General features: G+C 68.1%; 25 protein-coding genes. 5 read left to right on the top strand and 20 right to left on the bottom strand.

What is annotated here, in order from left to right; all coding sequences use genetic code 11:
- Positions 1–45: 45 nt before the first annotated feature.
- Positions 46–1,107 (top strand): glutamine-hydrolyzing carbamoyl-phosphate synthase small subunit, encoded by a 1,062-nt coding sequence (gene carA / locus GQS65_RS15880; protein ID WP_158205613.1) that lies wholly within the window; start codon positions 46–48, stop codon positions 1,105–1,107.
- A 12-nt stretch (positions 1,108–1,119) separates the two neighbouring features.
- Here carA and GQS65_RS22165 read toward each other — a convergent pair whose 3' ends face one another.
- The 3 genes from GQS65_RS22165 to GQS65_RS15865 are packed head-to-tail and all read right to left on the bottom strand — an operon-like array spanning position 1,120 to position 4,365.
- Positions 1,120–2,406, bottom strand: a complete 1,287-nt coding sequence (locus tag GQS65_RS22165; RefSeq protein WP_158205612.1) for an RDD family protein — start codon at positions 2,404–2,406, stop codon at positions 1,120–1,122.
- Positions 2,407–2,447: 41 nt separating this feature from the next.
- Positions 2,448–3,191, bottom strand: a complete 744-nt coding sequence (locus tag GQS65_RS15870) for an SDR family oxidoreductase (RefSeq protein WP_158205611.1) — start codon at positions 3,189–3,191, stop codon at positions 2,448–2,450.
- Positions 3,192–3,231: 40 nt separating this feature from the next.
- Positions 3,232–4,365: a carbon-nitrogen hydrolase family protein gene (locus tag GQS65_RS15865; RefSeq protein ID WP_158205610.1), complete on the bottom strand. Its 1,134-nt coding sequence runs from the start codon at positions 4,363–4,365 to the stop codon at positions 3,232–3,234.
- 379 nt (positions 4,366–4,744) lie between these two features.
- Here GQS65_RS15865 and GQS65_RS15860 point away from each other — a divergent pair, with 379 nt between their 5' ends.
- A complete protein-coding gene (locus tag GQS65_RS15860; protein WP_158205609.1) occupies positions 4,745–5,194 on the top strand; it encodes a hypothetical protein in 450 nt (149 codons plus the stop codon).
- Positions 5,195–5,265: 71 nt separating this feature from the next.
- Here the strand turns inward: GQS65_RS15860 and GQS65_RS15855 are convergent, their stop codons facing one another.
- Positions 5,266–5,835 carry an HD domain-containing protein gene (locus GQS65_RS15855; protein WP_158205608.1) on the bottom strand — a complete coding sequence of 190 codons (570 nt, stop codon included), beginning with the start codon at positions 5,833–5,835 and terminating at the stop codon, positions 5,266–5,268.
- 103 nt (positions 5,836–5,938) lie between these two features.
- Here GQS65_RS15855 and GQS65_RS15850 point away from each other — a divergent pair, with 103 nt between their 5' ends.
- Positions 5,939–6,376: a DUF6069 family protein gene (locus GQS65_RS15850; RefSeq protein ID WP_158205607.1), complete on the top strand. Its 438-nt coding sequence runs from the start codon at positions 5,939–5,941 to the stop codon at positions 6,374–6,376.
- A gap of 24 nt (positions 6,377–6,400) precedes the next feature.
- Here the strand turns inward: GQS65_RS15850 and carB are convergent, their stop codons facing one another.
- Both carB and GQS65_RS15840 read right to left on the bottom strand, forming a co-directional pair.
- A complete protein-coding gene (carB, locus tag GQS65_RS15845; RefSeq protein WP_158205606.1) occupies positions 6,401–9,667 on the bottom strand; it encodes a carbamoyl-phosphate synthase large subunit in 3,267 nt (1,088 codons plus the stop codon).
- A 242-nt stretch (positions 9,668–9,909) separates the two neighbouring features.
- Positions 9,910–10,443, bottom strand: coding sequence for a DUF7529 family protein (locus GQS65_RS15840; RefSeq protein WP_158205605.1), 534 nt, complete (start codon positions 10,441–10,443; stop codon positions 9,910–9,912).
- A gap of 101 nt (positions 10,444–10,544) precedes the next feature.
- Here GQS65_RS15840 and GQS65_RS15835 point away from each other — a divergent pair, with 101 nt between their 5' ends.
- Complete coding sequence (locus GQS65_RS15835; protein ID WP_158205604.1) at positions 10,545–10,949, top strand: VOC family protein; 405 nt, start codon at positions 10,545–10,547, stop codon at positions 10,947–10,949.
- 19 nt (positions 10,950–10,968) lie between these two features.
- Here GQS65_RS15835 and GQS65_RS15830 read toward each other — a convergent pair whose 3' ends face one another.
- From GQS65_RS15830 to GQS65_RS15790, 9 genes are all read right to left on the bottom strand, one after another.
- Complete coding sequence (locus GQS65_RS15830) at positions 10,969–12,045, bottom strand: ABC transporter ATP-binding protein (RefSeq protein ID WP_158205603.1); 1,077 nt, start codon at positions 12,043–12,045, stop codon at positions 10,969–10,971.
- Positions 12,038–13,345 carry an ABC transporter ATP-binding protein gene (locus GQS65_RS15825; RefSeq protein WP_158205602.1) on the bottom strand — a complete coding sequence of 436 codons (1,308 nt, stop codon included), beginning with the start codon at positions 13,343–13,345 and terminating at the stop codon, positions 12,038–12,040. The genes GQS65_RS15830 and GQS65_RS15825 overlap by 8 nt, the downstream gene beginning before the upstream one ends.
- Positions 13,342–14,361 carry an ABC transporter permease gene (locus tag GQS65_RS15820; protein ID WP_158205601.1) on the bottom strand — a complete coding sequence of 340 codons (1,020 nt, stop codon included), beginning with the start codon at positions 14,359–14,361 and terminating at the stop codon, positions 13,342–13,344. Before GQS65_RS15820 ends, GQS65_RS15825 begins: the two co-directional genes overlap by 4 nt.
- Positions 14,361–15,344, bottom strand: coding sequence for an ABC transporter permease (locus GQS65_RS15815; RefSeq protein WP_158205600.1), 984 nt, complete (start codon positions 15,342–15,344; stop codon positions 14,361–14,363). The genes GQS65_RS15820 and GQS65_RS15815 overlap by 1 nt, the downstream gene beginning before the upstream one ends.
- 23 nt (positions 15,345–15,367) lie before the next feature.
- Positions 15,368–17,074, bottom strand: a complete 1,707-nt coding sequence (locus GQS65_RS15810) for an ABC transporter substrate-binding protein (protein WP_158205599.1) — start codon at positions 17,072–17,074, stop codon at positions 15,368–15,370.
- 95 nt (positions 17,075–17,169) lie between these two features.
- A complete protein-coding gene (locus GQS65_RS15805; RefSeq protein ID WP_158205598.1) occupies positions 17,170–17,700 on the bottom strand; it encodes a DUF5815 family protein in 531 nt (176 codons plus the stop codon).
- 36 nt (positions 17,701–17,736) lie between these two features.
- The gene (locus GQS65_RS15800) at positions 17,737–18,081 is read right to left on the bottom strand and encodes a hypothetical protein (protein WP_158205597.1); all 345 of its coding nucleotides are present in this window, start codon (positions 18,079–18,081) and stop codon (positions 17,737–17,739) included.
- Between the two features lie 51 nt (positions 18,082–18,132).
- Complete coding sequence (locus GQS65_RS15795) at positions 18,133–18,963, bottom strand: hypothetical protein (RefSeq protein WP_158205596.1); 831 nt, start codon at positions 18,961–18,963, stop codon at positions 18,133–18,135.
- 44 nt (positions 18,964–19,007) lie between these two features.
- Positions 19,008–19,421 (bottom strand): DUF7124 domain-containing protein, encoded by a 414-nt coding sequence (locus tag GQS65_RS15790; RefSeq protein WP_158205595.1) that lies wholly within the window; start codon positions 19,419–19,421, stop codon positions 19,008–19,010.
- Positions 19,422–19,623: 202 nt separating this feature from the next.
- Here GQS65_RS15790 and GQS65_RS15785 point away from each other — a divergent pair, with 202 nt between their 5' ends.
- Positions 19,624–19,938 (top strand): hypothetical protein, encoded by a 315-nt coding sequence (locus GQS65_RS15785; protein ID WP_158205594.1) that lies wholly within the window; start codon positions 19,624–19,626, stop codon positions 19,936–19,938.
- Positions 19,939–19,961: 23 nt separating this feature from the next.
- On the opposite strand, the gene GQS65_RS15780 is transcribed toward GQS65_RS15785, so the two are convergent.
- From GQS65_RS15780 to GQS65_RS15760, 5 genes are all read right to left on the bottom strand, one after another.
- Positions 19,962–20,288, bottom strand: coding sequence for a DUF7410 domain-containing protein (locus GQS65_RS15780; protein ID WP_158205593.1), 327 nt, complete (start codon positions 20,286–20,288; stop codon positions 19,962–19,964).
- A gap of 2 nt (positions 20,289–20,290) precedes the next feature.
- The gene (locus GQS65_RS15775) at positions 20,291–21,778 is read right to left on the bottom strand and encodes a hypothetical protein (RefSeq protein WP_233265156.1); all 1,488 of its coding nucleotides are present in this window, start codon (positions 21,776–21,778) and stop codon (positions 20,291–20,293) included.
- The gene (locus GQS65_RS15770) at positions 21,775–22,467 is read right to left on the bottom strand and encodes a DUF7546 family protein (protein ID WP_158205592.1); all 693 of its coding nucleotides are present in this window, start codon (positions 22,465–22,467) and stop codon (positions 21,775–21,777) included. Before GQS65_RS15770 ends, GQS65_RS15775 begins: the two co-directional genes overlap by 4 nt.
- A 33-nt stretch (positions 22,468–22,500) precedes the next feature.
- Complete coding sequence (locus GQS65_RS15765) at positions 22,501–22,944, bottom strand: hypothetical protein (protein ID WP_158205591.1); 444 nt, start codon at positions 22,942–22,944, stop codon at positions 22,501–22,503.
- A 117-nt stretch (positions 22,945–23,061) separates the two neighbouring features.
- Positions 23,062–24,252: an AI-2E family transporter gene (locus GQS65_RS15760; RefSeq protein ID WP_158205590.1), complete on the bottom strand. Its 1,191-nt coding sequence runs from the start codon at positions 24,250–24,252 to the stop codon at positions 23,062–23,064.
- Positions 24,253–24,264: the final 12 nt, after the last annotated feature.

The raw sequence follows: 24,264 nt of genomic DNA, 5'->3' as shown, positions 1-24,264 counted from the left end.
GAAGGACAACACCTAAGAGGCCACTCGGCTAGGTGATTCGTAACGATGGACGCCTACGTGGCAATGGAGGACGGACGTGTCGTCTCGGCGCGCGGACGTGCTCCCGGTCGTACCCGTGGTGAACTGGTCTTCACGACTGCGTATACGGGCTACGAGGAGAGCCTCACCGACCCCTCTTACGAGGAACAGGTGCTCACCTTCTCGTACCCCCTCATCGGCAACTACGGCGTCCGAACCGAGCGATTCGAGTCCGAGCGCGTCCACCCCACCGCCGCCGTCGCCCGCGAGTTCACCGACGACGTCGCGGAGTGGTTAGCAGAGGAGGGCGTGCCCGCGCTGGACCACCTCGACACCCGTGACCTCGTCACCGCCGTGCGCGACGAGGGGGCGATGAAGTGCGGTATCGCCGTCGGCGAGGACGTCACCCCCGACGACGCCCGCGCCGAACTCGCCGCGTGCGAGGGGATGAGCGACCACGTCGACATCGGCGACCAGGTCTCCGTGGGCGAGCAGGTCGTCTACAACGCCGGCGGCGACGGCGCGACGGTCGCTCTCCTGGACTGTGGCGTCAAGGGGAGCATCGTCTCCTCGCTCGTCGACCGCGGCGCGACGGTCCACCGCTTCCCACACGACACCCCCGCCGGAGCCGTCGCGGACGTGGACCCGGACGTGCTGTTCGTCTCGAACGGCCCCGGCGACCCCGAGAACTTCGGGGCGACCAAAGCGGTCGTCCGCGAGTTCGCCGGCGAGGTGTCCATCGCGGGCATCTGTCTCGGCCAGCAGATCGTCGCCAGCGCGCTCGGCGGCACCACCGAGAAGATGACGTTCGGCCACCGCGGCGTCAACCAACCCGTCATGGACCTCGAATCGGGCCGCGTCGTGATGACGACGCAGAACCACGGCTACACCGTCGCCGACCCCGGCCCGCTGGAGGTGACGCAGATCAACGTCAACGACGACACCCCCGAGGGACTGGAGAGCGACGAACTCGACGTCCTCACGCGGCAGTACCACCCCGAAGCCAACCCCGGCCCCGAGGATACGCTCGGCTTCTTCGACGACGTGCTCGGCATGGCGTCCACGCGGACGCCGATGCTCGCGGACTGAGACGGGACTGGCTCAGTCGGACGCGCCCGACGACGCCGACGCCGGTTCCGACGTCGACACCTTCTCACGAACCACCGTCCCGGCGAGCAGGTCGCCCAGTCGCTGCCGGTCGGCGGTGATGCCGGCGACGACGGCGCCCAGTAGGTAGAACCCGACCGCGTCGACGGGACGGAGGACGTTCCTGACGACGACTCGCCACGTCGCCGGCGGCGCGCCGTCCGCGTCGGTGACGACGACGCCGACCGCTCGCTTGCCGAGGGTCTGTCCCCACCTCGCTTCGAGGACGACGAAGTACAGCGACGCGCTCGCGACGACGCCGGCGTAGACGGCGACGGCGAACGCGTCCAACACGAGGAACGCCGCGACCACGTCGTAGAGTCGGGCGGTCACCACCGCGCCGACGGCGACGGCGAGACAGACGCCGACGACGTCGACGATGGTCGCCTTCGCCCGCGTGCTGAGCCGTGCGGGGACCCCCGGTTCCCAGCCGTCCCGGGTCGCGTCCGGATGCTCCTCGGTGACTCCCGGCGCGCGGAGCCACCGGGGGCGGTAGGTCCGAACGACGCGGTCGGAGAGCGCGACCATCCCACTCAGGTGGGCCATCCCGGTGACGAGGACGGCCGACTCGTACCCCTCCGAGTCGGCGAGTTCGGTCGCCCGGTCGAGCATGAACTCGTTTCTGGCGTCCAGGGTCTGATAGACGAACGCGCTGTTTGCGACGAGGGCGACGAGCAGGAACCAGACCGTCCCGACGGAGACGACGACCGGGCCGCCGACGAGCACCCACAGGAGGCCGAGGCTGGCGAGCACGGAGAGCGCGCCCGCCAGTCGCCGACTCCGCCGTGCCAGCACGGCGACGAGCGCCATCCATCCGAGCGCGTAACCGACGAGGAGACCGTTCGGGACGGGCGCGAGCGCCCCCACTGCGAGGAACACCGCCCACTCGACGAGCGTTCTGCGTGGGGGTCGTTCCAGCGCGAACTCGTAGAGCGGTCGGTCGACGACGTGGAGCGGGAGGTCACGCTCGTCGGTCAGAGCCGTCGACGCCACCAGTTCCGGCGGCGCGTACCGCCGGGTGAACAGCGCGTAGAACGGCGCGCTCACGAGACCGTAGAGCAAGAACCCGAACAGCGCGAGCGGTGTCCGGAGGAAGCCACGGAGGAACGGTCGGGGCCGGAGAAACTGCGCTTCGAGGAACAGCGCGTCGGCGTCCGCCGAGTCGAGATACGAACCGAGTTCCGACCGGACCTTCCCCAGGCGGTCGAAGTGGACGACGCCGAACAGGTGGAGCGCGAGCACGGTCACGATACTCGGACGGAGAGGTTGAAGCTACCGTCGTCTCAGCGGCCCGGAACGACCGACTCGGGGACGTTCCAGTCGACGTCGACGAGGCCGGTGGCGTCCCCGTCGAGGCCCGACCGCGAGACCACCTCGAACGTCCGATTCGCCGCGTCGGGCGTGAACGGCGCGGCGGCGAGCAGGCGAGCCACGTCCGCCCGTGGAATCGACCCGGCCACCGTCACGCCACCCGCGCCGACGAGGACGTCCTCGGTTGCGGAATCGGCGGTCAGTCGGCCCGGCCGGAGTATCGTGTGAGTGAGCCCCGACTCCCGGAGTGCGTTCTCGCCACGCTCCTTCGCGTCGAGGATGCCGAACAGGTCGAAGAACGCGCGAAGCGGGGCGGGGACGGCGTCCTCGGAGTCCCCCACGCCGAGCGACGAGACGAGCGCGAACCGCTCGACACCGGCCGCTCCTGCCGCGTCCACGAGGTTCGTCACCCCCTCGCCGTCGACCAGCGTCGCCCAAACCGACCGGAGGCCCGGCGAGTCGCCGACGGTACAGAGCACGACGTCGACGGCGTCGTCGTCGGTGTCGCCATCGACCGCCCGCCGTGCGTCGGCCGGGTCGAGCAGGTCGCCGACGACCACCTCGTCGGCCCCCTGCAGGTCGAGCGTCTCGACCTTCTCGGGCGAACTGGTCAGCGCACGGACGCGGAGACCGGCGTCGAGCAGGACGTCGAGCGTCTCGCGGCCGGTCTTCCCGCTGGCACCGGCGAGGAGGACGAACGGGTCGTCGAGTGTCATACTCGACAGGAGGTGCGAGACGGGGATGGCGCTTGCGCACTCACGACTCTCGGAGGGACGCCGCGACCGCCTCCACCGCGTCGACCGGCACGTCGTGTTCGGTCGCGATCTCCTCCGCTCGCGCGGCCGAGAGTCGCCGGTCGGCACCACCCGTTCGCTCGCCGTGACCGTGACGGTGGACCGGGTCGAACGTCGCGTCGTTCACCTCCAGATTCACCGCGTCCCAGCGGGTGTAGTGGCCCATCGCGTCGAAGTACGCCTTCGTCGCGCGTCGCTCGTCGCGGTCGAACTCGGCGGTCAACAGCGCCTCCTCGTTCAGGACCGGGCCGGCCTTCACGACGCCCGCCGGGTTGACGAGCATGCTCCCGCCCGCCGCGAGGTCGTAGCCCAACTCCCCCGGTTCGAACCCCTCCGGTTCGAGGTCACCGAGGTACATCGAGCAGGAGGCGACGAACGACTGCGTCTCGAAGGCGTACTCCCGGACCGCGGGGTAGATGTCGCAGGTGTCGCTCGCCTCGCTCGAGTCGGCACGCGACTTGTCGCCGGGGTGGCCGTTCTGTGTCCAGAACCCCGGCCACGTCGCCGCGTGGACCTCCTCGCCCATCGCACAGAGTGCGGCCTTCGACAGCGTCATGTGGTTCTCGTAGCAGACGAGTCCGCCGAGTGTCCCGATGTCGGTGTCGTGGACCGCGAGACTCGACGGGTCACCGCGCCCCCAGATGGTCCGCTCGCCGTGGGTCGGCATCAGCTTCCGGTGCCGTCGGACAAGTTCGCCCGACCGGTCGAAGAAGAACAGGGCGTTGTAGAGCGTCTCGCTCCCGCGACGGTCGCTCAGTTCGTTGGCCCCGAGGACGACGTGACAGTCCGCCTCCGCGATGGCGTCACCCAGCACCGACACGGCCTCGTCGTCGGCGTGCAGGCTGTTCTTCTGGAGGTCGACCATCAACTCGGTCCACCGTGGAATCGAGACCGACCCGCGCCAGTAGGGGTAGCCGGGGAAGTACGTCTCGGGGAACACGACGAGGTCGGCGTCCGCGTCACCGGCGCGTTCTATCCACGCACACGTCCTGTCGAGCGTCGCCTCCTTGTCGTGGTAGACCGGTTCGACCTGTGCCGCTGCGAGCGTGAACGACTCCTTCGGCGTCGCGTCGTCCCGCGGGTCGGGGGTAGCCATGGCTGTGGTGTGTGGGCACGTCGCAAAAGCGTTCGTCCGGCGTCGTCCGCTGAACGGACGGTGCTCCGTTCGTCGCGCTCCGTCCGTGGCGTCCCGTTGTCCGGTCGATACGATTTGATTTTCTTTCGCCGAAACTCCGCTGATTCAGCAGTTAGACCCGTGCCGCGAGTGTAACAGCCGTTTTAAATGACAAGTGGGGAAATATACACCGACTGAGACACTTCGTTTCATCATGGTCCCCTCACGTTCACGGCGTCAGTTCCTCGCACTCTGCGCGACAGGGAGTGTTGCCTCCCTCGCTGGCTGTCCAGCGACTGATTCGTCGAACGACACACGGAGTACAGCGACACCAGAACTGATTCAGTCTGCGAGCGGACTCGTGTGGCGAAAACACGTAAACGTCGAACTCACCCGAACGGAGGCTCCCGTCTGGACCGATATTCTCAAACTGCAATTCGACCCTGAGGACAGCGAGGTGTTCGGAGCGTTCGACCCAGCGTACCTCAGTGGGGCCGTTGATGGCGCGTCGGTTACCATCTCGTCGGAAATGCACGATGCCCTGACGACCGAGTTTGGTGGGGTGAATTACGAAGTTACGCTCGGACCGATAAACGAAGCTGGAGACCATCTCCACGCACAGGCTCACCGTAATGCGTTCAACAACCTCCCACTCGCTGGAGACGCATCTGTCGAGAACTTCTGGGTGCAGGTGGACGATGACCTCCGAGTCGGCTATATTCGGCCAACGGAAGCCGCATCACCGACGCAGCCGCCAACAACCACTGATATCGGACAATTCGACCTCGGCACAAGCTTCGAGGGGTACTGAGCGGCCATTCGTGATGTAACCAAGACGTTAGACCCACGCTCTCTGCCTGTCGACACCGGCGAACGTCACACTCAGGCGTCCCTGAGGTCGTCGAGGACTCGCAGGCGAATCGCGCTGGCGGCCACCTCGTCCGCTCGACGGACGACCTCCGCCTCCAGCGTGGCCGGGTCGACGCTCGTCCGCGAGGTGTGTGAGAGGACGACGTGCTGGAGTTCGACGGGGAGTCCAGCGGCGGCGACGACGTGGACCCCGAAGTGCGGGTGACCGAGCAGGTCGCCGACGGCCGTCTCCTCGTCGCCGTGGTACTCGTAGAGTTTGGAGACGTCGTGGACCAGCGCTCCCGCGACGACGAGGTCGAGCGAGAGGTCGGGGGAGCGTCGCTCCGTGAGCGTCTCGGCGAGCGCGATGGCTCCCGCGGTCACGTCGCGGACGTGGTCGACCAGGTACTCGTCGTCGATACCCAGTTCGCGCTGGACCGGTGGGAACCAGGGCACAGTGGCGAGGTCCACGACGTCGTTGTCGGCCATCGCAGTCGCCCACGCCCGGACGACGCCGGCACGCAGGTCGTCGTCCGCGATACGGTCGAGTTCGGGGAACGCGTCGCGGACGGAGCGTTCGTGGTCGTCGTCGGTGTCGCTCATGGGTACGACTCGACGGGTGAGAGTATGAAACGTCCCGGTCGGCGCGCACCCCGTGACCGAGGAGTGACTGGTTCATCTCCTCGCGGCGCGTAGAGACGCTATCGTGGCAACTTCGACTCCCACTCCCCCGGCCGGCGGCGTCCGAACGCGGCTCGATTCGGGGACCCTCGTCCGTCGCGGCCTCGTCGCGGCGCTCCTCGCGCTGGTACTGACCGTCGTCGCCCGGTTCGTCGCCGTCGCGCTCGACTCCACACTCGCCGGCGTCGAACAGTTCGGCTGGGTGCCCATCGTCGCCGTCACGCTCGTCGCCAGCGTCGGGGCGACGCTGGTCTACGCCACGCTCGACCGACTCACCGAGCGACCCGCGCGGTGGTTCCTCGTCGCCGCGGCGCTCGTGTTCCTGTTCATGCTCGCTCCGCTGACGCTCGGCGCAGGGGACCTCGGCCTGCCGACGAACGCGCAACTCGGCCTCGGAGCACTCCACCTGACGGCCGCCGTCGGCATCGTCGTCGGTCTGCTCGGTGTCGGGTCGGCCGACTGAACGCTCGGTTCGTCGGTCCTCGCGCTACTCGCCGCCCCACTGCCGGGTGACTTTCGGGCGCTCGTCGACGGGCAACACGTCGAGCGGGTCGCCCGTCGCCGCCAGCGCCGCCAGCGTCGCGTGGGCGCTCGCTTCGGTCGACACGTAGGGAACCTCTTCCTCGACGGCCAGCGTCAGCGCGTCCCGGTCGTCGGTGACCAGCAGGTCGACGTCCCCCCGACGAATCGCCTCGGCCATCGCCTCGTCGTCCGCGAACGACGCGAGGTCGTAGTAGTCCGCGAACGCGTCCTGCACCGACTCGTCGAACCCGACGACGGCCGTCCCGCCCTCGGGAATCGGCGCGCCCGTCGAGTCCTGCGCCTTGTCGTACGCCTTCCCGAACGACCGGGCCGTGCCCATCACCTCGCCCGTCGACTTCATCTCCGGGCCGAGACGCGGGTCCGAACCGGGCAGACGGTCGAACGGCAACACGACTTCCTTGACGCTGACGTGTTCGGGAACCTGCTCGTCGACGTCGAGGTCCGCGAGCGAGCGCCCCGCCATCGCCTTCGCCGCGAGTTTGGCGATGGGGACGCCCGTCGCCTTCGAGACGAACGGGACCGTCCGCGAGGAGCGTGGGTTGGCCTCCAGAACGTAGACCTCGCTCGCGGTTTCACCGCTCGCATCCGAGGCGCTCCACGCCTCGCTTTCCCCGTCTCTGACTGCCAACTGTACGTTCAGCAGGCCGACCGTCGAGAGCGCCTCGGCGATGTCCTCCGTGACCGCACGGACCCGTCCGAGCGTCTCCGCGTCGAGCGAGCGCGGTGGAATCGAACACGCCGAGTCACCCGAGTGGACGCCCGCCGTCTCGACGTGCTCCATGATGCCCCCGACGAGGACGTCCTCGCCGTCGCTGACGGCGTCGACGTCGAGTTCGACCGCGCCGTCGAGGAACTGGTCGACGAGGATGGGCTTGTCCGGCGACACGCGCACGGCCTCCTCGATGTAGCGCTCCAGTTCCGTGTCGGAGTGGACGACGCGCATCGCCCGCCCACCGAGGACGTACGACGGCCGGACGAGCACCGGGTAGCCCAGGTCGTGTGCCAGGTCCAGCGCCTCGTCCCGACTCGTCGCCGAACCGCCTTCCGGCTGGGCGATACCCAGGTCGTCCATCAGCGCGTTGAACCGGTCTCTGTCCTCCGCGAGGTCCATCGCGTCGACGCTCGTCCCGAGAATCTCACAGTCCAGTCCACGGCGGGCGAGTTCCGCTTCGAGCGGTGCGCCGACGTTGACGGAGGTCTGCCCGCCGAACTGGACCATCACGCCGTCCGCACCGGTCGCCTCGACGACGTCCGCCACCTCCTCGGCCGTGATGGGTTCGAAGAACAGGCCGTCGGAGGTGTCGTAGTCCGTCGACACCGTCTCGGGGTTGTTGTTGACGACGTGGGCGTCGATGCCGAGTTCGCGCAGCGCCCGGACCGCGTGGACCGAGCAGTAGTCGAACTCGACGCCCTGCCCGATGCGGATGGGGCCGCCGCCGACCACGACGACGCTCTCGACGTCCGTGTCGACCTGCACCTCGTCGCGCCCGAACCCGCTGACCGGGTCGCGGGCGGAGTAGTAGTACGGCGTCGACGCCTCGAACTCGCCCGCGCAGGTGTCGACCTGCTTGAACCGGCGGTCCGTGGTCGCCGCGGCCACCTCGTCGAGCGACGACGGGGTGAACGCGTCGCCGCCAGCGGCCACCTCCGCGGTGGACGCACCGTCGGCCAGTGCGGCGACCTGGCGGTCGGTGAACCCGACGCCGGCGACCAGTTCGAACTCGCCGGCGGGAGCGTCCTTCGCTGCCTCGGCGATACGGGCGTACCGCTCGACGTACCACGACTCGATACCCGTCAGGTCCGCGACCCGTTCGACGTCGTACCCCCGGTCGAACGCCTCGAAGATGGCGAACGAACGGTCGGGCGACGGGCGTTCGAGGTACTGTTCGTCGAGTTCGTCGTCGTCGACCTCGGTCCAGTCGACGGCCGGTTCGTACTCCGCCGAGCGCAGCGCCTTCAGGAGGGACTCCTCGAACGTCCGCCCGATGGACATCGCCTCCCCCGTGGACTTCATCGCCGTCCCGAGCGTGAAGTCGACGTCCTCGAACTTGTCCTGCGGCCAGCGTGGCACCTTCGTCACGACGTAGTCGATGGCCGGTTCGAACGCGGCGGTGGTCTGACCCGTAATCTCGTTTTCTATCTCGTGGAGGCGCTTGCCGAGTGCCACCTTCGCCGTGACGCGGGCGATGGGGTAGCCCGTCGCCTTCGAGGCGAGCGCCGACGACCGGGAGACACGCGGGTTGACCTCGACCACTCTGTATTCGCCACCCGGCGTCCCGTCGTCGCGCCACGCGAACTGGATGTTACAGCCACCCTGGATGCCGAGTTCGCGGATGACGTCGAGTGCCGCGGTGCGCATCTCCTGGTGGCCGTCGTCGGGGATGACCTGCGAGGGCGTGACGACGGTGGACTCGCCCGTGTGGATGCCCATCGGGTCGAGGTTCTCCATGTTGCAGATGATGATACAGGAGTCGTCGGCGTCGCGCATCACCTCGTACTCCAGTTCGACCCACCCCGAGATGGACTCGGTAACGAGCACCTCGGAGTTCCGCGAGAGACGCAGGCCCTTCCGCACGCGCTCGTACAGTTCGTCGATGTCGTCGACGACGCCCGACCCCGACCCGCCGAGCGTGTACGTCGTCCGGGAGATGACCGGCAGGCCACCCACCTCCTCGACGGCGGCGTCCACGCGGTCACGGAGCGCCTCGGCCGTCATCTCGGCGACCGTCTCGCCCTCGTCGAGCGTGATGGTCGTGGAGGCGGGCACCGGTTGGCCGATGTTCTCCATACGCTGGCGGAACAGGTCGCGGTCCTCCGTCGCGTAGATGGTGGAAAGCGGCGTCCCCATGACGTCGACGTCGTACGCCTCCAAGACGCCCTCCTCGGCGAGTTCGGCGGTGACGTTCAGCCCCGTCTGCCCACCGAGACCGGCGATGACGCCGTCCGGACGCTCGCGGTCGATGACCTCGGTGATGGCCTCGACGGTGATGGGTTCGATGTACACCGCGTCGGCCATCTCCGGGTCGGTCATGATGGTCGCGGGGTTGGAGTTGACGAGGACGACTCGTGCTCCCTCCTCCTGCAGCGCTCGGCACGCCTGCGCACCGGAGTAGTCGAACTCGGCGGCCTGCCCGATCTGAATCGGGCCGCTGCCGATGAGCAGAATCGTCGAGTCGGTCGAGACCTCTGACTGAGGCTCCTCGTCGCTCATTACCCACACCGAACCAGCACATCGTAATAAGCCCGACGAAAATCTGCGAAACCCGAAGTCGAACTGCGAATATCGAAACGGCGTCGGAACGGTCGGGACTCGTCGACCGGAACGACGGCGGGAATCCGTCGTCGTCCCCCGCTCGACGCTCGGAGACGCGAGCGAGGCGAGCGGCTCCCTACTCCTCACGGGTCGCGACGCTCGCCGTTCGGAACTTCGAGGTCTCCCTTCGGTCGACCTCCCTACTCCTCTAACTTCGCCTCCCGAACCTCCTCGGGGAAGAACGGCTCCGGGCGGTCGAGCGAGAACTCGACGCGGCCGTCCTCACGGAGTCGCCGGACGCTCACGCCGAGCGAGTCGCCGTCGAGGCCGTAGTAGAGCTTCTTCCCGTGACCGAAGTCGTAGTAGCCGGGGACGAACACCGCACGCCTTCGTTCCTCGTCACGCATGACGAGCAGGAAGAACACCATCGACACCTCCGCACGGAAGACGTCGTAGTCGTCCACGTCGCCCCCGTCGACGAACTCGACGAGCGCCTCGTACTCGCTGTCGGGGAGCAACACGTCGAACGCGCCGGTGTCGAACTGCGGCCAGACCTGTCCGGGGTGGAGTTCCAGCGTCTCCCAGTCCCGCTCGCGGTACTCCTCGGCCGTGGTCTCCATGTCGGCGACGATGTCGTCCCAGTAGTCGGCGACCCCACCGAGTCCCTTCACGGGCGTCGGTTCGTCCATCGGCGGCACGTCCTCGGCAGCGTCGTCCGGCGAGTCCTCGTTCATGATAGACGAGTGCTCCGCCGTCGTTGAATAGCTGTCGTGACGACGGGCGCACGCCGGGAGTCACCGGCTACCGTTATCTCCGACGGTGTCGTCCCGTGTCCATGGACCCGCGTCTCAGTCTCGTCACGCTCGGCGTCACCGACCTCGACCGCTCGATTCGGTTCTACAGGGACGGACTGGCGCTCCCGATGCGCGAGCGTGACCCCGATTCGGACGTCGCCTTCTTCGAACTCGCGGGGGCGTGGCTCTCGCTGTACCCCCGTACCCTGCTCGCCGAGGACGCGACGGTTCCGGAGGACGGCTCCGGGTTCGAGGGCGTCACGCTCGCGCACAACGTCGCCTCCCCGGAGACGGTGGACGACGTGCTGGCCGAGGCAGAGGCCGCCGGCGGTGACGTCGTGAAACCCGGCCAAGAGGTGTTCTGGGGTGGCTACTCGGGGTACTTCGCCGACCCCGACGGTCACCTCTGGGAGGTGGCGTGGAACCCGGCGTTCGACCTCGACTGAACGCGACGAACCGTCGCGTTCAGTCGGCCTCGCTCGTCGACTCCGGCGCGTGCTCGGAGGTGTCCTCCCCCGTCGCGTTCTGTGCGATGGGGTCGCTCTCCCAGTAGGCGTGGTCGTCGTCGAGTCGGAAACACGCCGCCTCGTGTCCCTCGCTCACGTCGTAGGCCGGCGGTTCCGCACGGCAGGCCTCGCGTGCGTGCGGACAGCGCGTGTGGAAGTGACAGCCCTGCGGTGGGTTCCGCGGCGAGGGGACGTCGCCGGCGAGCGCGTCGACCCGACGGCCGTGTTCGGAGGTCGCCGCTCGTGGAACGCTGTCGAGCAACGCCTGCGTGTAGGGGTGTTGTGGGTCGTCGAAGATGTCGTCGGTCGTCCCGATTTCGACGATCTCCCCGAGATACATGACGGCGACGCGGTCACAGATGTGCCGGACGACCGAGAGGTCGTGGGCGATGAACAGGTAGGTCAACCCGAACTCCTCCTGGAGGTCCTCCAGCAGGTTGAGCACCTGCGCCTGGACGCTCACGTCGAGTGCGGAGACGGGTTCGTCAAGCACGACGAACTCCGGTTCGAGCGCCAGTGCGCGGGCGATGCCGACGCGCTGGCGCTGGCCCCCCGAGAACTCGTGTGGGTACCGGTCGACCTGTCCGGCCGAGAGGCCGACACGCTCTAAGAGTTCCTTCGCGCGTTCACGTCGTCCCGCGCTGTCCGACTGGCCGTGGATGAGGAGCGGTTCGCCGATGATGTCGCCGACGGTGAGTCGCGGGTCGAGACTGGAGAAGGGGTCCTGGAAGACGACCTGTGCGCGACGACGGAAGCTCTTCAGCTCCGCACGGCCCATCCCGAAGACGTCCGTCCCGTCGAACCCGACGCTCCCACCGGTCGCCTCCCGGAGGGCGAGCAGCGTCTCGCCGGTCGTCGACTTCCCACAGCCGGACTCGCCGACCAGTCCGAGCGTCTCGCCGCGGTGGATGTCGAAACTGACGCCGTCGACGGCCTTCACGCTCTGTTGCTCGCGGCCGAGCATCCGGTCGACGAGGGTGTCCTGCTCGAAGTAGTACTTCCGGAGGTCCTCGACGCGGACGAGCGGGTCAGTCATCCTGGCTCACCTCGCTCGTCGCACCGTCTTCGGCCTGTTGGTCCGTGCTCGTCACGCCCGTCTCGGCGGGACTGCCACCCCCGAAGAAGTCCTCGGGGAGCGCCTCGCTCGGGTCGTAGTCGTGGTCGGCCAGCACACAGCGTGCACGGTGTTCCTCGCTTCCCGCCGCGTCGAACTCCGGGGGGTGAGTCAGACACTCTGACATCGCCTTCGGACACCGGTCGGCGAAGTAACACCGGTCGCCCATCTCCGAGTCGAGCAGCGAGGGGACGTTCCCCTCGATAGGCTGAAGGCGTGGTGCGGGGTCGTCGAGGTCCGGAATCGACCCCAACAGCCCCTCGGTGTAGGGGTGGACCGGTCGGTCGAACACGTCGGCGAGCGTCCCGCGTTCGACCACCTCGCCCGCGTACATCACGCAGACCCGGTCGCACATCCGGGCGATGACACCCAGGTCGTGGGTGATCATCACGATGCTCATGTTGCGCTCGTCCTGGAGGTCCCGCAGCAGGTTGAGGATCTGTGCCTGGATGGTCACGTCGAGTGCCGTCGTCGGTTCGTCGGCGATGAGTACGTCCGGTTCACCCGCGAGCGCCTGCGCGATCATCGCCCGCTGGAGCATCCCGCCGGAGAACTGGTGGGGGTACTCGTCGGCGCGTTGCTCGGGGTCGGGGATGCCGACCTGTTCGAGCAACTCCACCGCCCGCCGACTGCTCTCGGGGTCCGTGTAGTCACGGTTCGGCACGACTCCGTCGAGGATGAACCGCCCGAGACCGTACCCCTGCGTCCGCGAGCGTGTCGAGCGCGGGTTCGCGTTCGCCCGGCGCTGGACCTCGACCGCTTCGGCGATCTGCTCGCCGACGGTGATGGAGGGGTTGAAACTGCTCATCGGGTCCTGAAAGATCATGCTGAACGACGGCCCGCGGAGCGTCCGTCGGACCCGCGTCGGCAACTCCCGCAGGTCGACGAACTCCCCGTCGGCGGCGTCGGGGAACTCCTCGGCGAGGTCCGGGTTACGGTACCAGACCTGCCCGCTCGTGACCCGACCCGGCGACTCCACGAGGTCGATGAGCGAGAGCGCGGTCACGGACTTCCCGGACCCGCTCTCGCCGACGATGCCGAGTATCTCGCCGTCGCGCACGTCGAACGACACCGACTCGACGGCGTTGACCTGTCCCTCTTCGGTGAAAAAGCGCGTCGAGAGGTCCCGGACGCGCAGCAGGTCCGACCGGGAGTCGGTCCGACCGTCGGTGGTGGCACTGGCGCTGTCGGCCGTCTCCTCGACCGAGTTCCGTTCGCTCATGCGCCGGACCCCCCTTCGCCGCCCAGTCCTGGATCGAGTGCGTCTCTGAGCCAGTCCCCGACGAGGTTGATACCGATGACGGTCAGCACGATGGCGAGGCCGGGGATGGTGGCGACCCACCACGCCGTCGCCAGGTCGTCACGCCCCTGTGCGATGTCGAAGCCCCACGACAGCGTCGTCCCCGAGAATCCGAGGAACGACAGCGCGCTCTCCAGCAGGATGATGGCCGCGATCTGGATGGTCCCGAGTACGAGGATGGGCGTGAGGCTGTTCGGCAGGACGTGCTTCCAGACGACGAACCGGTCGCTCGCGCCGAGACTGCGAGCGGCCTTGACGTACTCCTCTTCGCGGACCGACAGCGCCTCCCCACGCGCGACGCGGGCGAACCACACCCACGTCACCAGTGCGACGACGGCGATGACCGTCCCGGGGATGACGACGCTTCCGGGCATCCCCGGCGCGAGTCCGAGCGCGACGAACGGGTCCGGTATCCTGAACGTCGCCCGCCCCCACAGACCGACGAGGGCGACGGCGAGCACGAGCGACGGGAACGCCAGCATCACGTCCGCAAAGCGCATCAGCGCGTCGTCGACCCGGCCACGGGAGTAGCCCGCGACGAGACCGATGGGCACGCCGATGAGCATGGCGAACAGGGTGCCGAAGAACCCGACCAGCAGCGAGGTCCGAGCCCCGTAGATGACCCGCGAGAGCATGTCCTGTCCGAGCTGGTTCGTCCCGAGCGGGTGGTCCCACGTCGCGTTGATGGTCACTTCCTCGGAGACGACCTGTGCCTCACCGTCGACGAACTCCGAACTCGTCTGGTTCTCGGTCTTGCTGAACCCCATCGGCGGCAGTCGGTTGTCGTCGAGGCTCTGTGACCGGGGGTTGTACGGCGCGATGAACGGTGCGAACACCGCGACCAGCACCATGGCGACGACGAGGACGACACCGACCTTCGCCAGCCAGTTGTCGCGCCACTCGCGTTTGAGGTTCCGGACGGTGCGTGGCGAGACCATCAGTCGACCACCCGTGGGTCGAGATACGCGTACAGCGCGTCCACGACGATGTTCACCAGCACGAACCCGATGCCGATGACGATGAGACTCCCCTGGAGGATGGGCCAGTCACGGGCGTTGACCGCGCCGATGACCTCCAGTCCCAGCCCCGGCCAGTTGAACACCTGCTCGGTGATGACCGCCCCGCCGATGAGCGTCCCCAACTGGAGTCCCACGACGGTGATGACCGGGATGAGCGTGTTCCTGAGCGCGTGGCGGTACCGCACCAGCGTCTCCGGGATACCCTTCGCGCGTGCCGCACGCACGTAGGACTTCCCGAGTTCGTCGAGCATCCCGCTTCGCGTCAGCCGTGTGATGAGCGCCGTGAAGTACGTCCCCAGCGTGATGGCCGGGAGCGCGATGTGTGAGAGCCACAGCTGCATCCCGGAGACGTTCCCCTGGAGCAGCAGCGTGAACGCGTCCACGAACGGGATGCCCCGTCGCCCGACCGGGAAGACGTCGAACTGCACCGAGAGCACCAACAGCAGCATGATGCCCAGCCAGAAGTTGGGCGTGCTGATGCCGAGCAGCGAGAACGTCGTCGCGCCGTAGTCCGCCGGCTGGTGGCGACGTGTCGCGCTGATGACGCCCAGCGGGATGGAGAGGACGACGGCGACGATAGTCGCCGCGACCGCGAGTTCGACCGTCGCCGGGAGGCGGTTGAACACGATGACGCTCGCCTCCTGCCCGGAGAGATACGAGTAGCCCATGTCGCCCTGGAGCAGGCCGAACAGGTACTCGAAGTACTGGATGTACAGGGGCTGATCGAGTCCCAGTTCCGCCGCTATCTGCTGGCGTAGCTCCTGACTCGCGTCGAGCGGCGCGACGAAGTCCACCGGGTTCCCCGGCGTGATGAACCGGAGCAGGAACACGGCCGTGATGACACCCCAGACGACGAGTACACCCTGCAGTACACGCTTCAGCAGGAAGCGCCCGAACGACATTCAGCGGTCCCCCGTTCGTGCCATCACTCGCTGGAGTTACCCGAACTGTTAGAGTCGCCGCCACTGCCACCGTCGCTCCCGCCCATCGACTGCGCGCTCTCGATGAGTCCGTCGACCTCCTCGTTGCTGTAGGAGGTGAGCGCCCCGTCGGTCGTCAACAGCGGGATGATGGTCTGACTGGCGTCGAACGTCGCGTTGCCCCACCCGATGAGGTAGAACGACGGGCCGGTCGAGATGTCGCCGTCGAGCAGTTCCTCGGCCAACTGCCCGAACTCACGCTGTTCGACCGACGCCGAGACGTTCTCCAGTTCGTCGATCTGACCGGCGACCGCCTGTGCGATTTCGAGGTCGCGCAGGTACCGGCCGACCGGCGTGTGGAGCGTAATCTCCGCCCCCGAGTAGCCGCTCTCCTCGACGAGCTGCTGGGCCTGCTCGACGTTCTGCTCGTACGGGCCGACGTCGGAGTTGTAGCCGACGAACCCCTCCAGGGTGGGCTGACCGGTCGGGTCGGCGAACCCCGAGAGGATGTTCTCGATGATGCTCGGCAGGTCGATGGCGTAGTTCATCGCCTGGCGGAACTGCACCGAGTCGAACGGTTCGGCGTTGTACACCATCGCGTTGTAGATGACGCGGGTGCTCGGCACCGCACTCAGCGAGGTGTCGCCGCTGTTCTGGACCCGGCCGGCGTCCTGTGGCGGGACGTTGACGATGATGTCCGTCTCGCCGCCGAGCAGCTGGTTGACTCGCGTGCTGGATTCGGCCGCGTTGGTGATTTCGAGCGTCTCGGCGGGGGCCGGCTCGCGCCAGTAGTCCTCGTAGCGCGTGTAGCTGACGCTCACGCCCTGGTCGTAGCTGTCGAGCTGGAACGGGCCGGTCCCGTTCATGTCGGAGTTGATGGTCGCCGAGTCGTTGTCCTCGATCCACTGTTGCTGGACGATGTCACAGTAGGTGGCGAACAGCGAGAACACGATGGGGTTGATACCGCCCTCGGAGACGACGTCCACGGCCCGCTCGCCGTCGACGACCTCCGCGCTCGTGACGCCCGCGAGCTGGTCGCTCTGCGGGCTGACCAGCCCACCGATGTTCTCCTGGACGATGCGGTTGACGGAGAACGCGACGTCCGCCGGCGTCAGCTCCTCGCCGCTGTGGAACGTGACCCCTTCGCGGATCATGAACCGCACGCGGCCGTCCTCGACTCGCTCGTAGCCGTTCGACAGCGCCTCGGTGACGTTCCCCTCGGCGTCACGGCTCAGCAGGCCCTCGTAGGACTGGAGAACGATGTTGTCCGTCGGCGTCTCGCGGTGGTCGTGTGGGTCCAGCCCCGAGTCCAACTGGCTCTGGGTGATGCGGACGTCCGACCCCTCCGTCGGGGTGATCTCGTAGGCGTCGATGCGCTCGTCGCGCCGCGCCTCCCACTCGATGCGGTTGGACTTCCCGTAGACGCTGTACTGCCGGTTGAGGAATATCCACGGCGCTTCGTCGTGGAGTACCTGGTTCGCCCGCTGGAGGTACTCCTCGCGGGTCTCCGGTTCCGCCTGTTCGGTCTGGGTCTCGGTCTCGTCGCCGCCCTCGGTCATCGTCGAACCGCCGCCGCCGTCGGTGCCGGTTCCGGTCCCGTCGTCGGTCCCCTCACCGCCACCGTCGCCGGCACAACCTGCCAAGGACGCCGTCGCCGCTGCGCCGCCCGCCAACTTCAGAAACGACCGTCTGTCGACGTTATCGCCTGTCATGGACTGATATCACCTACCATAGCTATAAAACTGATGCACCGAATCCGACTCTGGCGGGTGGTTCTCGTCAGTCAGCGAGCGAGTACCGGAGTGGTTCAGACCGGCCGGTCGTGTTCGGTCTCGAACTCCCGCCGGGCGCGGTACTGGTCGACGAACTCGCTCACGTCGAACTCCAGCATCTGTCGCTCGAAGTCGGTCATCGCGTCGTCGTCGGAGGCGTGGCTGACCGCGTGTTCCATCAGTTCGACGAGCAACTCGACGACCACCTCGTGGAGTCGCCGCGAGTCGAAGTCCGTCATCCAGAGGATGGCGTAGCCGACGCTCCCGTCCTCGCTGGTGTCGGCGCTGACGACCTGCTCGGGGAACTCCTCGAGGACGATACCCATCGTGTGCGTCGTGCCGAACGGTTCGCCCGTCGTCGTGTCGATGGCCTCGTCGAGCACCGCGACGAGGTCCTCGGGGACGAAGCGACTCAGCGGGTGCATATCCATCACGACGGCGTGCGTGCCGCCGCAGGCACACTCGTACTCGCGCATCCCCATGTCGAGGTCGTGTACGTCGACGGTCTCACCGCAGGGGAGCGAGACGGTGCGCGTCCGCCCACCGGGTACGCGCGGTTCGGTCATACCACGAGTAGGAACGTCGAGCGGTTAAGAACGGCGCTATTCTTCCTCGTCGGCGTCGACGTCCTCGGGGTGCTCGCTCTGTGCCCCCGGTCCGGCGGCCTCGGCGGGTTCGGCGGCCGCCTCCGCGTCGTCTTCGGGCGGTTCATCGGTCATCGACCCGGTCGAGGCGGCGGCGTCGGTCGCCGCGGCCGCCGACTCCTCGGCCGCGTCGTCCCCACCGTCGGCCGCGTCGCCCTCCACTTCGATTTCGACGTCGACCGCTATCTCCAACCCGTCCATCTCCAGTTCGGCCTCGGCCTCGCGGGTCTCACCGACCTCGATTTCGAGTTCGTTGCTGTCGACCGCTACCTCGACTTCCACCTCGACGTTGGTCTCTGGCATCACTCGTCAGTACACGCGAGGACGGAAAAACGGTTGCTGAGGAAGTCGCCCTTACCGCCACTCCTCGTCGATGTCGCCGTAGCGGTCGGCGTTCACCGAATCGAGAGCGAACTGCGCGTCCGGACGCTTCATCCCGAGGAGCTGACGGTACGCCCCCGCCGTCGCCGCACTCGAGAACATCCCGACGAACGCGCCCAGCAGGATGGAGACGACCGACCCGGCGATGGGACCGGCGATGAGGATGAAGACGAAGTTCGCCGCGGTGACCAGCAGCGAGACGACGACGAGGACGACGGCGAACCCGAACAGCGACCAGCGGTGGCCCTTGGCGAGCGACCAACTGTCGGCGAGGGCGTCGACCGGCCCCTTGTCGAACACCGCGATCTCCTGTCGGAAGAAGAACAGGCCCAGACCGATGTAGATGCCGGGGACGACGAGCAGTATCGTCCCGATGAACACCGCGACGGCGGCGATGATGCCCGCGACGATGCCGAACAGCGTCGCCATGACGATGTTCCGCGACGGTTCGTACAGCTGCTCCGTCGCCTCGCTGACGAACGTTCGGTCGGCGACGATACGGAGTGCCTCGCCCGCGACGGCCCCGACGAGCGTCAACGCGAGCCCGAGACCGAGCGCAGCACCGGCGTCGAGCGGCAGCGCCAGCGGCGTCTCCTCGGCCCCCATCAGCCCAGGGATGCCGGTCATGCCGCCAGTCCCACCGGTCGGTTGTGTACCGAACCCGGCCGAACCGACGGTCAGCGTCTGGGAGGCGACCGTTCCGAGCAGTCCGACGACGACGAACACGCCGACCAGGAGGAGCCCGTTTCGCTCGAACAGCCTGTCGAACCCGTACCGCACCGCGGAGCCGATGTTCAGGGACATACCACAGACTGTGTAGAAAGCTGATAAAACAGTTTGGATGCGAGCTACGGCCAGTCGTCGCGCTCCTCGCCGCTCGCCGTCGTCGCGGGGTCGTTCTCGCCGAGTTCCCACTCGGCGGCCTCGGCGGCGGCCTCGACGTGGAGGAACTCCCACTCCACCTCACCGGCGAGCGCCTCGTCGTCCTCGTCGACGCCGACGAAGACGTGTCGGTCGGTCTCGAACTGCCGCTTGACGTTCTCCAGGCTCTCGCGTTTCCCGCGTGGCCCGGAGAAGAAGTCCTGCCGGATGCGGTTCTTGCGCGTGAAGTTCGTCACGACGTACGTGGGTTTCTCGCTGACGACGCCGAGGTACTTCGTCCACGTCCGGGCGTCGTCGAACACCACGTCCGGGTGTCGTAACTGCTTGAGCGCCTCCAACTCGAAAGCTAGCGTCATGTCGCTGGACCCGCTGCCGTTCATACCCGTCCCTGACGCTCCTCGCACAAAACTGCTCCACCTTCCGTCTGCGGACGTGGAGCCGACGTCCGGACGACGGGGTGCTCAGGCGACGTGGACGGTACGCGGACGAGCGGACACACGACGACCGGGTGACGCTCCGGAGACGCCGACTCCGGTCGGACCCTCCGGAACACTATTGATTCGGGTCGTCGACGGTCGAAGTATGGCAACGCCCTCCACACGCTCCGGCATCGGCGTGCCGGACGTCGCGTTCGGTCTCCTGTGTGTCGTCTCGGTCGCTGCGACACTGCTCGGACAGTTCGTCTCGCTGGTGGTGTTCGACTCCACCGGTCTCGACCAGTACGTCCCCAGCGTGGTCATCTACTCGCTGGCACCCGCGCTCCTGATGACCGTCCTCCCGGCGGCCGTGGCCGCACGCCGGTACGACCGACGGCGGGCACTGGCGGCCACGGTCGGCGTGTTCGTCGCCGCCCTCGCCGTGTCGTTCGTCACGATGGGCTTCTTCCTCATCGGCTGACGACGGGAGCGTGGCCGTCGCTCCTACGCCAGTGCGAACGCGTAGACGTAGCTCAGTCCCATCACGACGAGGACGATGAGCGCCACCACCTTCAGGTGGTAGACGAACAGGTCGTCGATCTCCTCGTCTTCGGTCTCCTCGAACGTCGCCCGCTCCTCGGGCGTCAGACGGTCGGCGTGGCGTTCTCCGAGGTGGAGCGCCCGGAGTCGGTCGGTCGGGAACGGCCGCTCGCAGTACGGACACGCCTCCACCGTCGCCCCGTCGGGGACGCTGGTCGGCGGCCGGTCGGAGGCGGTGTCGTCGGAGACGGTCGGCGTCGGTTCGACGGTAGGTGTCGGTTCGGTGGTCATGGTCAGAGGAACGGCGGTGCGGTGTAGGGCTGCATCAACAGCCACATGCTGGTCATCGTGTACGCCGCCATCACGACGACGTAGGGGTACTGACTCCGGAGCGGCTGGAGGCGGCCGGTGAACGTCTCGAACGCGACGGAGTGGGCGACCCACACCCCGAGCAGGTGGCCGAGGACGACGAACGAGAGCTGAATCGCCCCGAACCAGTCCGGGAGGACGACGAGCAGCGGGTTCGCAGGCGGCGAGAGCGGCGCGGCGAGGACGGCCGCCAGCGCGGGCGAGAACGTGAGGAAGTAGCCGGCGAAGTGCGCGAGGTGGTAGCCGGCGGCGATAGGGAGCAGGGCGACGGCGAACCGCCGTTCCAGTTCGACGCTCGTGACGTAGCTCCCCGCCGACCGCCGGGCGAGAGCGGACGCCAGTCGGTAGCCACCGAAGAACAGCCCGAAACCACCGACGAGCGCCGCGAGATACACCGCCAGCGGCGGAGCCCCCCACTCGACGGCGGGACCGGCGAGGTCGGCCCACACCTGCGTCGAGACGAAGCCGTCGAACGTCGTGGTCCAGAGCAGGGCGACGACGAACGCCACGTCGTCGCCACCGCTCACCAGCGAGCGGCCACGGTGTGCGGCGGTGCTCGCCACGCCGCCGTCGGCCCGGACCGGCCCGTCCGGGGAACGTCGACGGCCGACGACACCCTCCGTACCCCCGTGGGTGAGGAGGCCCGCACCGGGGAGACCGACGACGAACCCCTCTCGAACCCGCTGGACGGGGGCGAGTGCGCCGTAGAACCTGAACACCCGTGAGACGGGGTCGACCCGCTCGAACCACGTCCGCGAGCCGAACACGACCGCACCCGCCAGCGTCAGCAGGGTGTACCCCACCGCCACGCCGGCGAGCAGGCGTGGCGCGTCGGCCAGCGGGCTGACGACCTCCAGCCAGACGAGTGCGAGCAGGCCGACGACGCTCGGCCACGTGGCGAGGCGGGCCGGGAGCGGTCGGTCGAGCGTGGGGAGGCTCCCGGCGAGCGTCCGGAACGGGTTCAGCGCCGGCCAGGTGTTACCGACGAGGTAGACCGTGGTGGTGTAGCCCGCCCACCACGCGACCCAGACGAGCAACACGGCGAGGTTGGCGACGGGGGGTGCGGGGACGAACAGGCCAACGACGACGACGGCGAGCAACCCGACCACGCCGACGGCGGCGAGGAGTCGTCGCCCGAGAGCGAGCGCCCGCGGTGCCTGAACCGTCGGGCCACGCTCGTTGACCGCCCGAATGAGGTCGCGGTCGGTGAGGAGGCTGGTGAACAGGAACGAGGCGACGACCACCGCGCCGCCGGTCAGCGCGAACAGCCACGACGGGACGGACACCGGCGTGACGCTCCCGAGCGACCCGGCGTGGGCCGAGGCGACGCCGACGAGCAGCGTCGTCCCGAGGGCGGCGACGAGTCCGCGTCGCGTCAACGCCGGGAGGAGCGACCGGTCGGGGGCGGTCATCCTCGACCACCCGGTCGCCGGGGGAGACCGGGCGACCAGTAGAGGACCGCCAGCGCGAGGACGAACGCGGCCGTCGAGAGGTCGAACGCGAACGAGGAGGCGGCGAGGGCGGCCGAGGAGGGGCCGAGCGCCCCCGCGGCGAACGAGGCGACGACCGGGAACGCACACGAGAGACACGCCCCGAGACCGACGACACCCGAGAGCACGCTGGCGCTGGCGTCGAGCGTCCGCGCGAACACGAGGTACGCGAGGGCGACGTAGCCGACGACCCGGTACGGGACGAAGTAGACGTGGCCGGCCCCCGTGACGTACCCGATTCGTGGCCCCCACCCCGGAGCCGAGAGCGTGACCTGCCAGCCGCCGAGGGTAGCGTGCGTGTGGGTCACGGCGGCCGTCTCGACGTAGAGGAGGCCGGAGAGCCACGCGAGGACGACGAAGTAGCCGACGGCGACGGCCCCCGCGAGCAGTCGGAGTCGCCGCGAAGCGGGGCGTGGCCGCGTCCCGACGACGGCGACGAGGCCGAGGTTGATCCAGACGAACGGGTAGACGACGTATCGGAGCGCGGTCGGTCGCGCGCCGGTGATACCGAAGTAGCCGACGACGAGCAGCGTCTCGGCGAAGACGACGGGGACGAGCCACCAGAGTTCGGTCGGGAGCGTGAGTCGTCGCTCGACGTGTTCTACTCCCATCGGTCGGTCCTCCGACGGTGTCGACTCATCCGGTCACGCGAGCAGGAGGTTCAGGGTGATGGCCACCAGCAGGAGCGACCCGAGGGTCCACGCGGCGACGGCGGCCGCGCCCGCGCTGGTCCGGCCCCGGAACCGCACCGTCCGGTACGTCCCGAGACCTACGAAGGCGACGAGCACGACGGCGGCGACGCCGACGACGGTCATCCCCGCCGTCGCGCTCATCGGCCCACCCTCCAGGAACAGGACGATGGCACCACCGACGACGAACGTCAGTCCCAGAAACCCGAGGACCCAGACGACCTGACTGCGCATCCCGCGACCGACCGAGCGGTAGAGGCTCGACCCCAGCGACCCCGGTCGGTCGTCGGTGAGGACCTCGTCGTGTCGCCAGTCACGGAACACGAGCACCGCGGCGACGACGCCGACCAGTAACACACCCATCAGCCCCGCGGAGACGAGTTGCGTGCTCACCTGCATGGTATCTGCTACCACATATCTGTCAGGGGTAATAAATTCGCCCGATAGTCGCGTTCGCGGTAAGTCAGTCGAACCGGAACGACGGTGAGTGAGGCGACGTCCCGGCGGTGTGGTGGCTCAGTCGGCGTCCGACGTGTCGTCGCTCCGGGACACCGCGGAGGGGACATCGTCCGACGAGTCGGCAGCGGCCCCCCCTCTCTCGCCCGGCGACGGCGAGGGGGCGTCGCTCCCGAGAGCGACCGGCGAGCCACGGATCAGGTCCGGGACCAGGTCCTGGGACACGCGCAGGGTGACGACGAGGACGAGCGGACCGAGGAACAGGCCGTACCACCCGAAGACGAGCGTCCCGCCGACGTAGGCGAATATCATCAGCCCGCTGTGGAGCGTCCGACCCGCCATCACCGGCAGGAGGAACGTCAGCGGGATGAAATCGAGGAACAGGAACGCACAGACGGTGAACGCGATGGGGTAGACCAGCAGGTCGTTGGGGTTCTGGAGCGCTGCCCCGAACAGGTAGACCGCGATGGGGACGTAGACGAGTTTCCCGACGACCAGCGGGACGATGCTGGCGACGCCGGTCAGCACCCCGAGGACGATGGGGAGCGGAATCCGCATCGACGCGGGAGCGACGAGGTTGAACACCGAGTAGCCGAGCGCCGAGAGGACGGCGATGGAACTCATGAAGAGGATGTTCGAGAAGTAGACGCTGGAGATGTCCCGGTCGACGTGCTGACCGAGGACGTGGGCCGGGGAGCCATCTCCGACCGCGTCCCGGTACCAGGCCGCGAGTCGCCTGTCGTCGCGCAGGAGGTAGAACACCACCGCGGTCATCAGGAAGACGTGGACGACGGCGTTGGCCAGCAGGCCGACCGCGCCGAATATCCAGTCGATGACGCCCTGTAACCCCGACTGCCGGAGCCTGTCGAGCAGTTCCTCCGGGTCGCTGGCGATGTCCGAGAGGCTCCGAATCTCGCCGACGTCGACGTAGGGCGCGACGAGGTTGCGGACGCTCTGGTTGAGCAGTGCGTCGAGACTCTGGACGCCGAGAAACGCGACGTAGCCGACGAGCGCGAGCAACGGCAGGACGACGAGAACCAGGGTGACGATGGCCGCCCAGCCGTCGCTCCCGATGACCGACCGAATCCGGCGATTGGCGGGGCGAACCGCGTAGTAGAGGAACAGTCCCGTGACGAGCGTGCCGACGAACAGGTAGACCGCACCGGCGAGGACGGCGAGCGCGACCAGTGCCAGTAGCCAGTAGCCGAGCCGTGCCTTGCTCTGTGGGAGCAGCGAGCTAGTCGACGCCATCGTGCCCTCGTG

Origin of the sequence: Halomarina oriensis, from assembly GCF_009791395.1 — an archaeon.
In the GTDB taxonomy this organism is placed as follows: Archaea; Halobacteriota; Halobacteria; order Halobacteriales; family Haloarculaceae; genus Halomarina; species Halomarina oriensis.
Note: the sequence above shows the minus strand (reverse complement) of the source record. Positions and strands in the feature narration are given on the sequence as shown.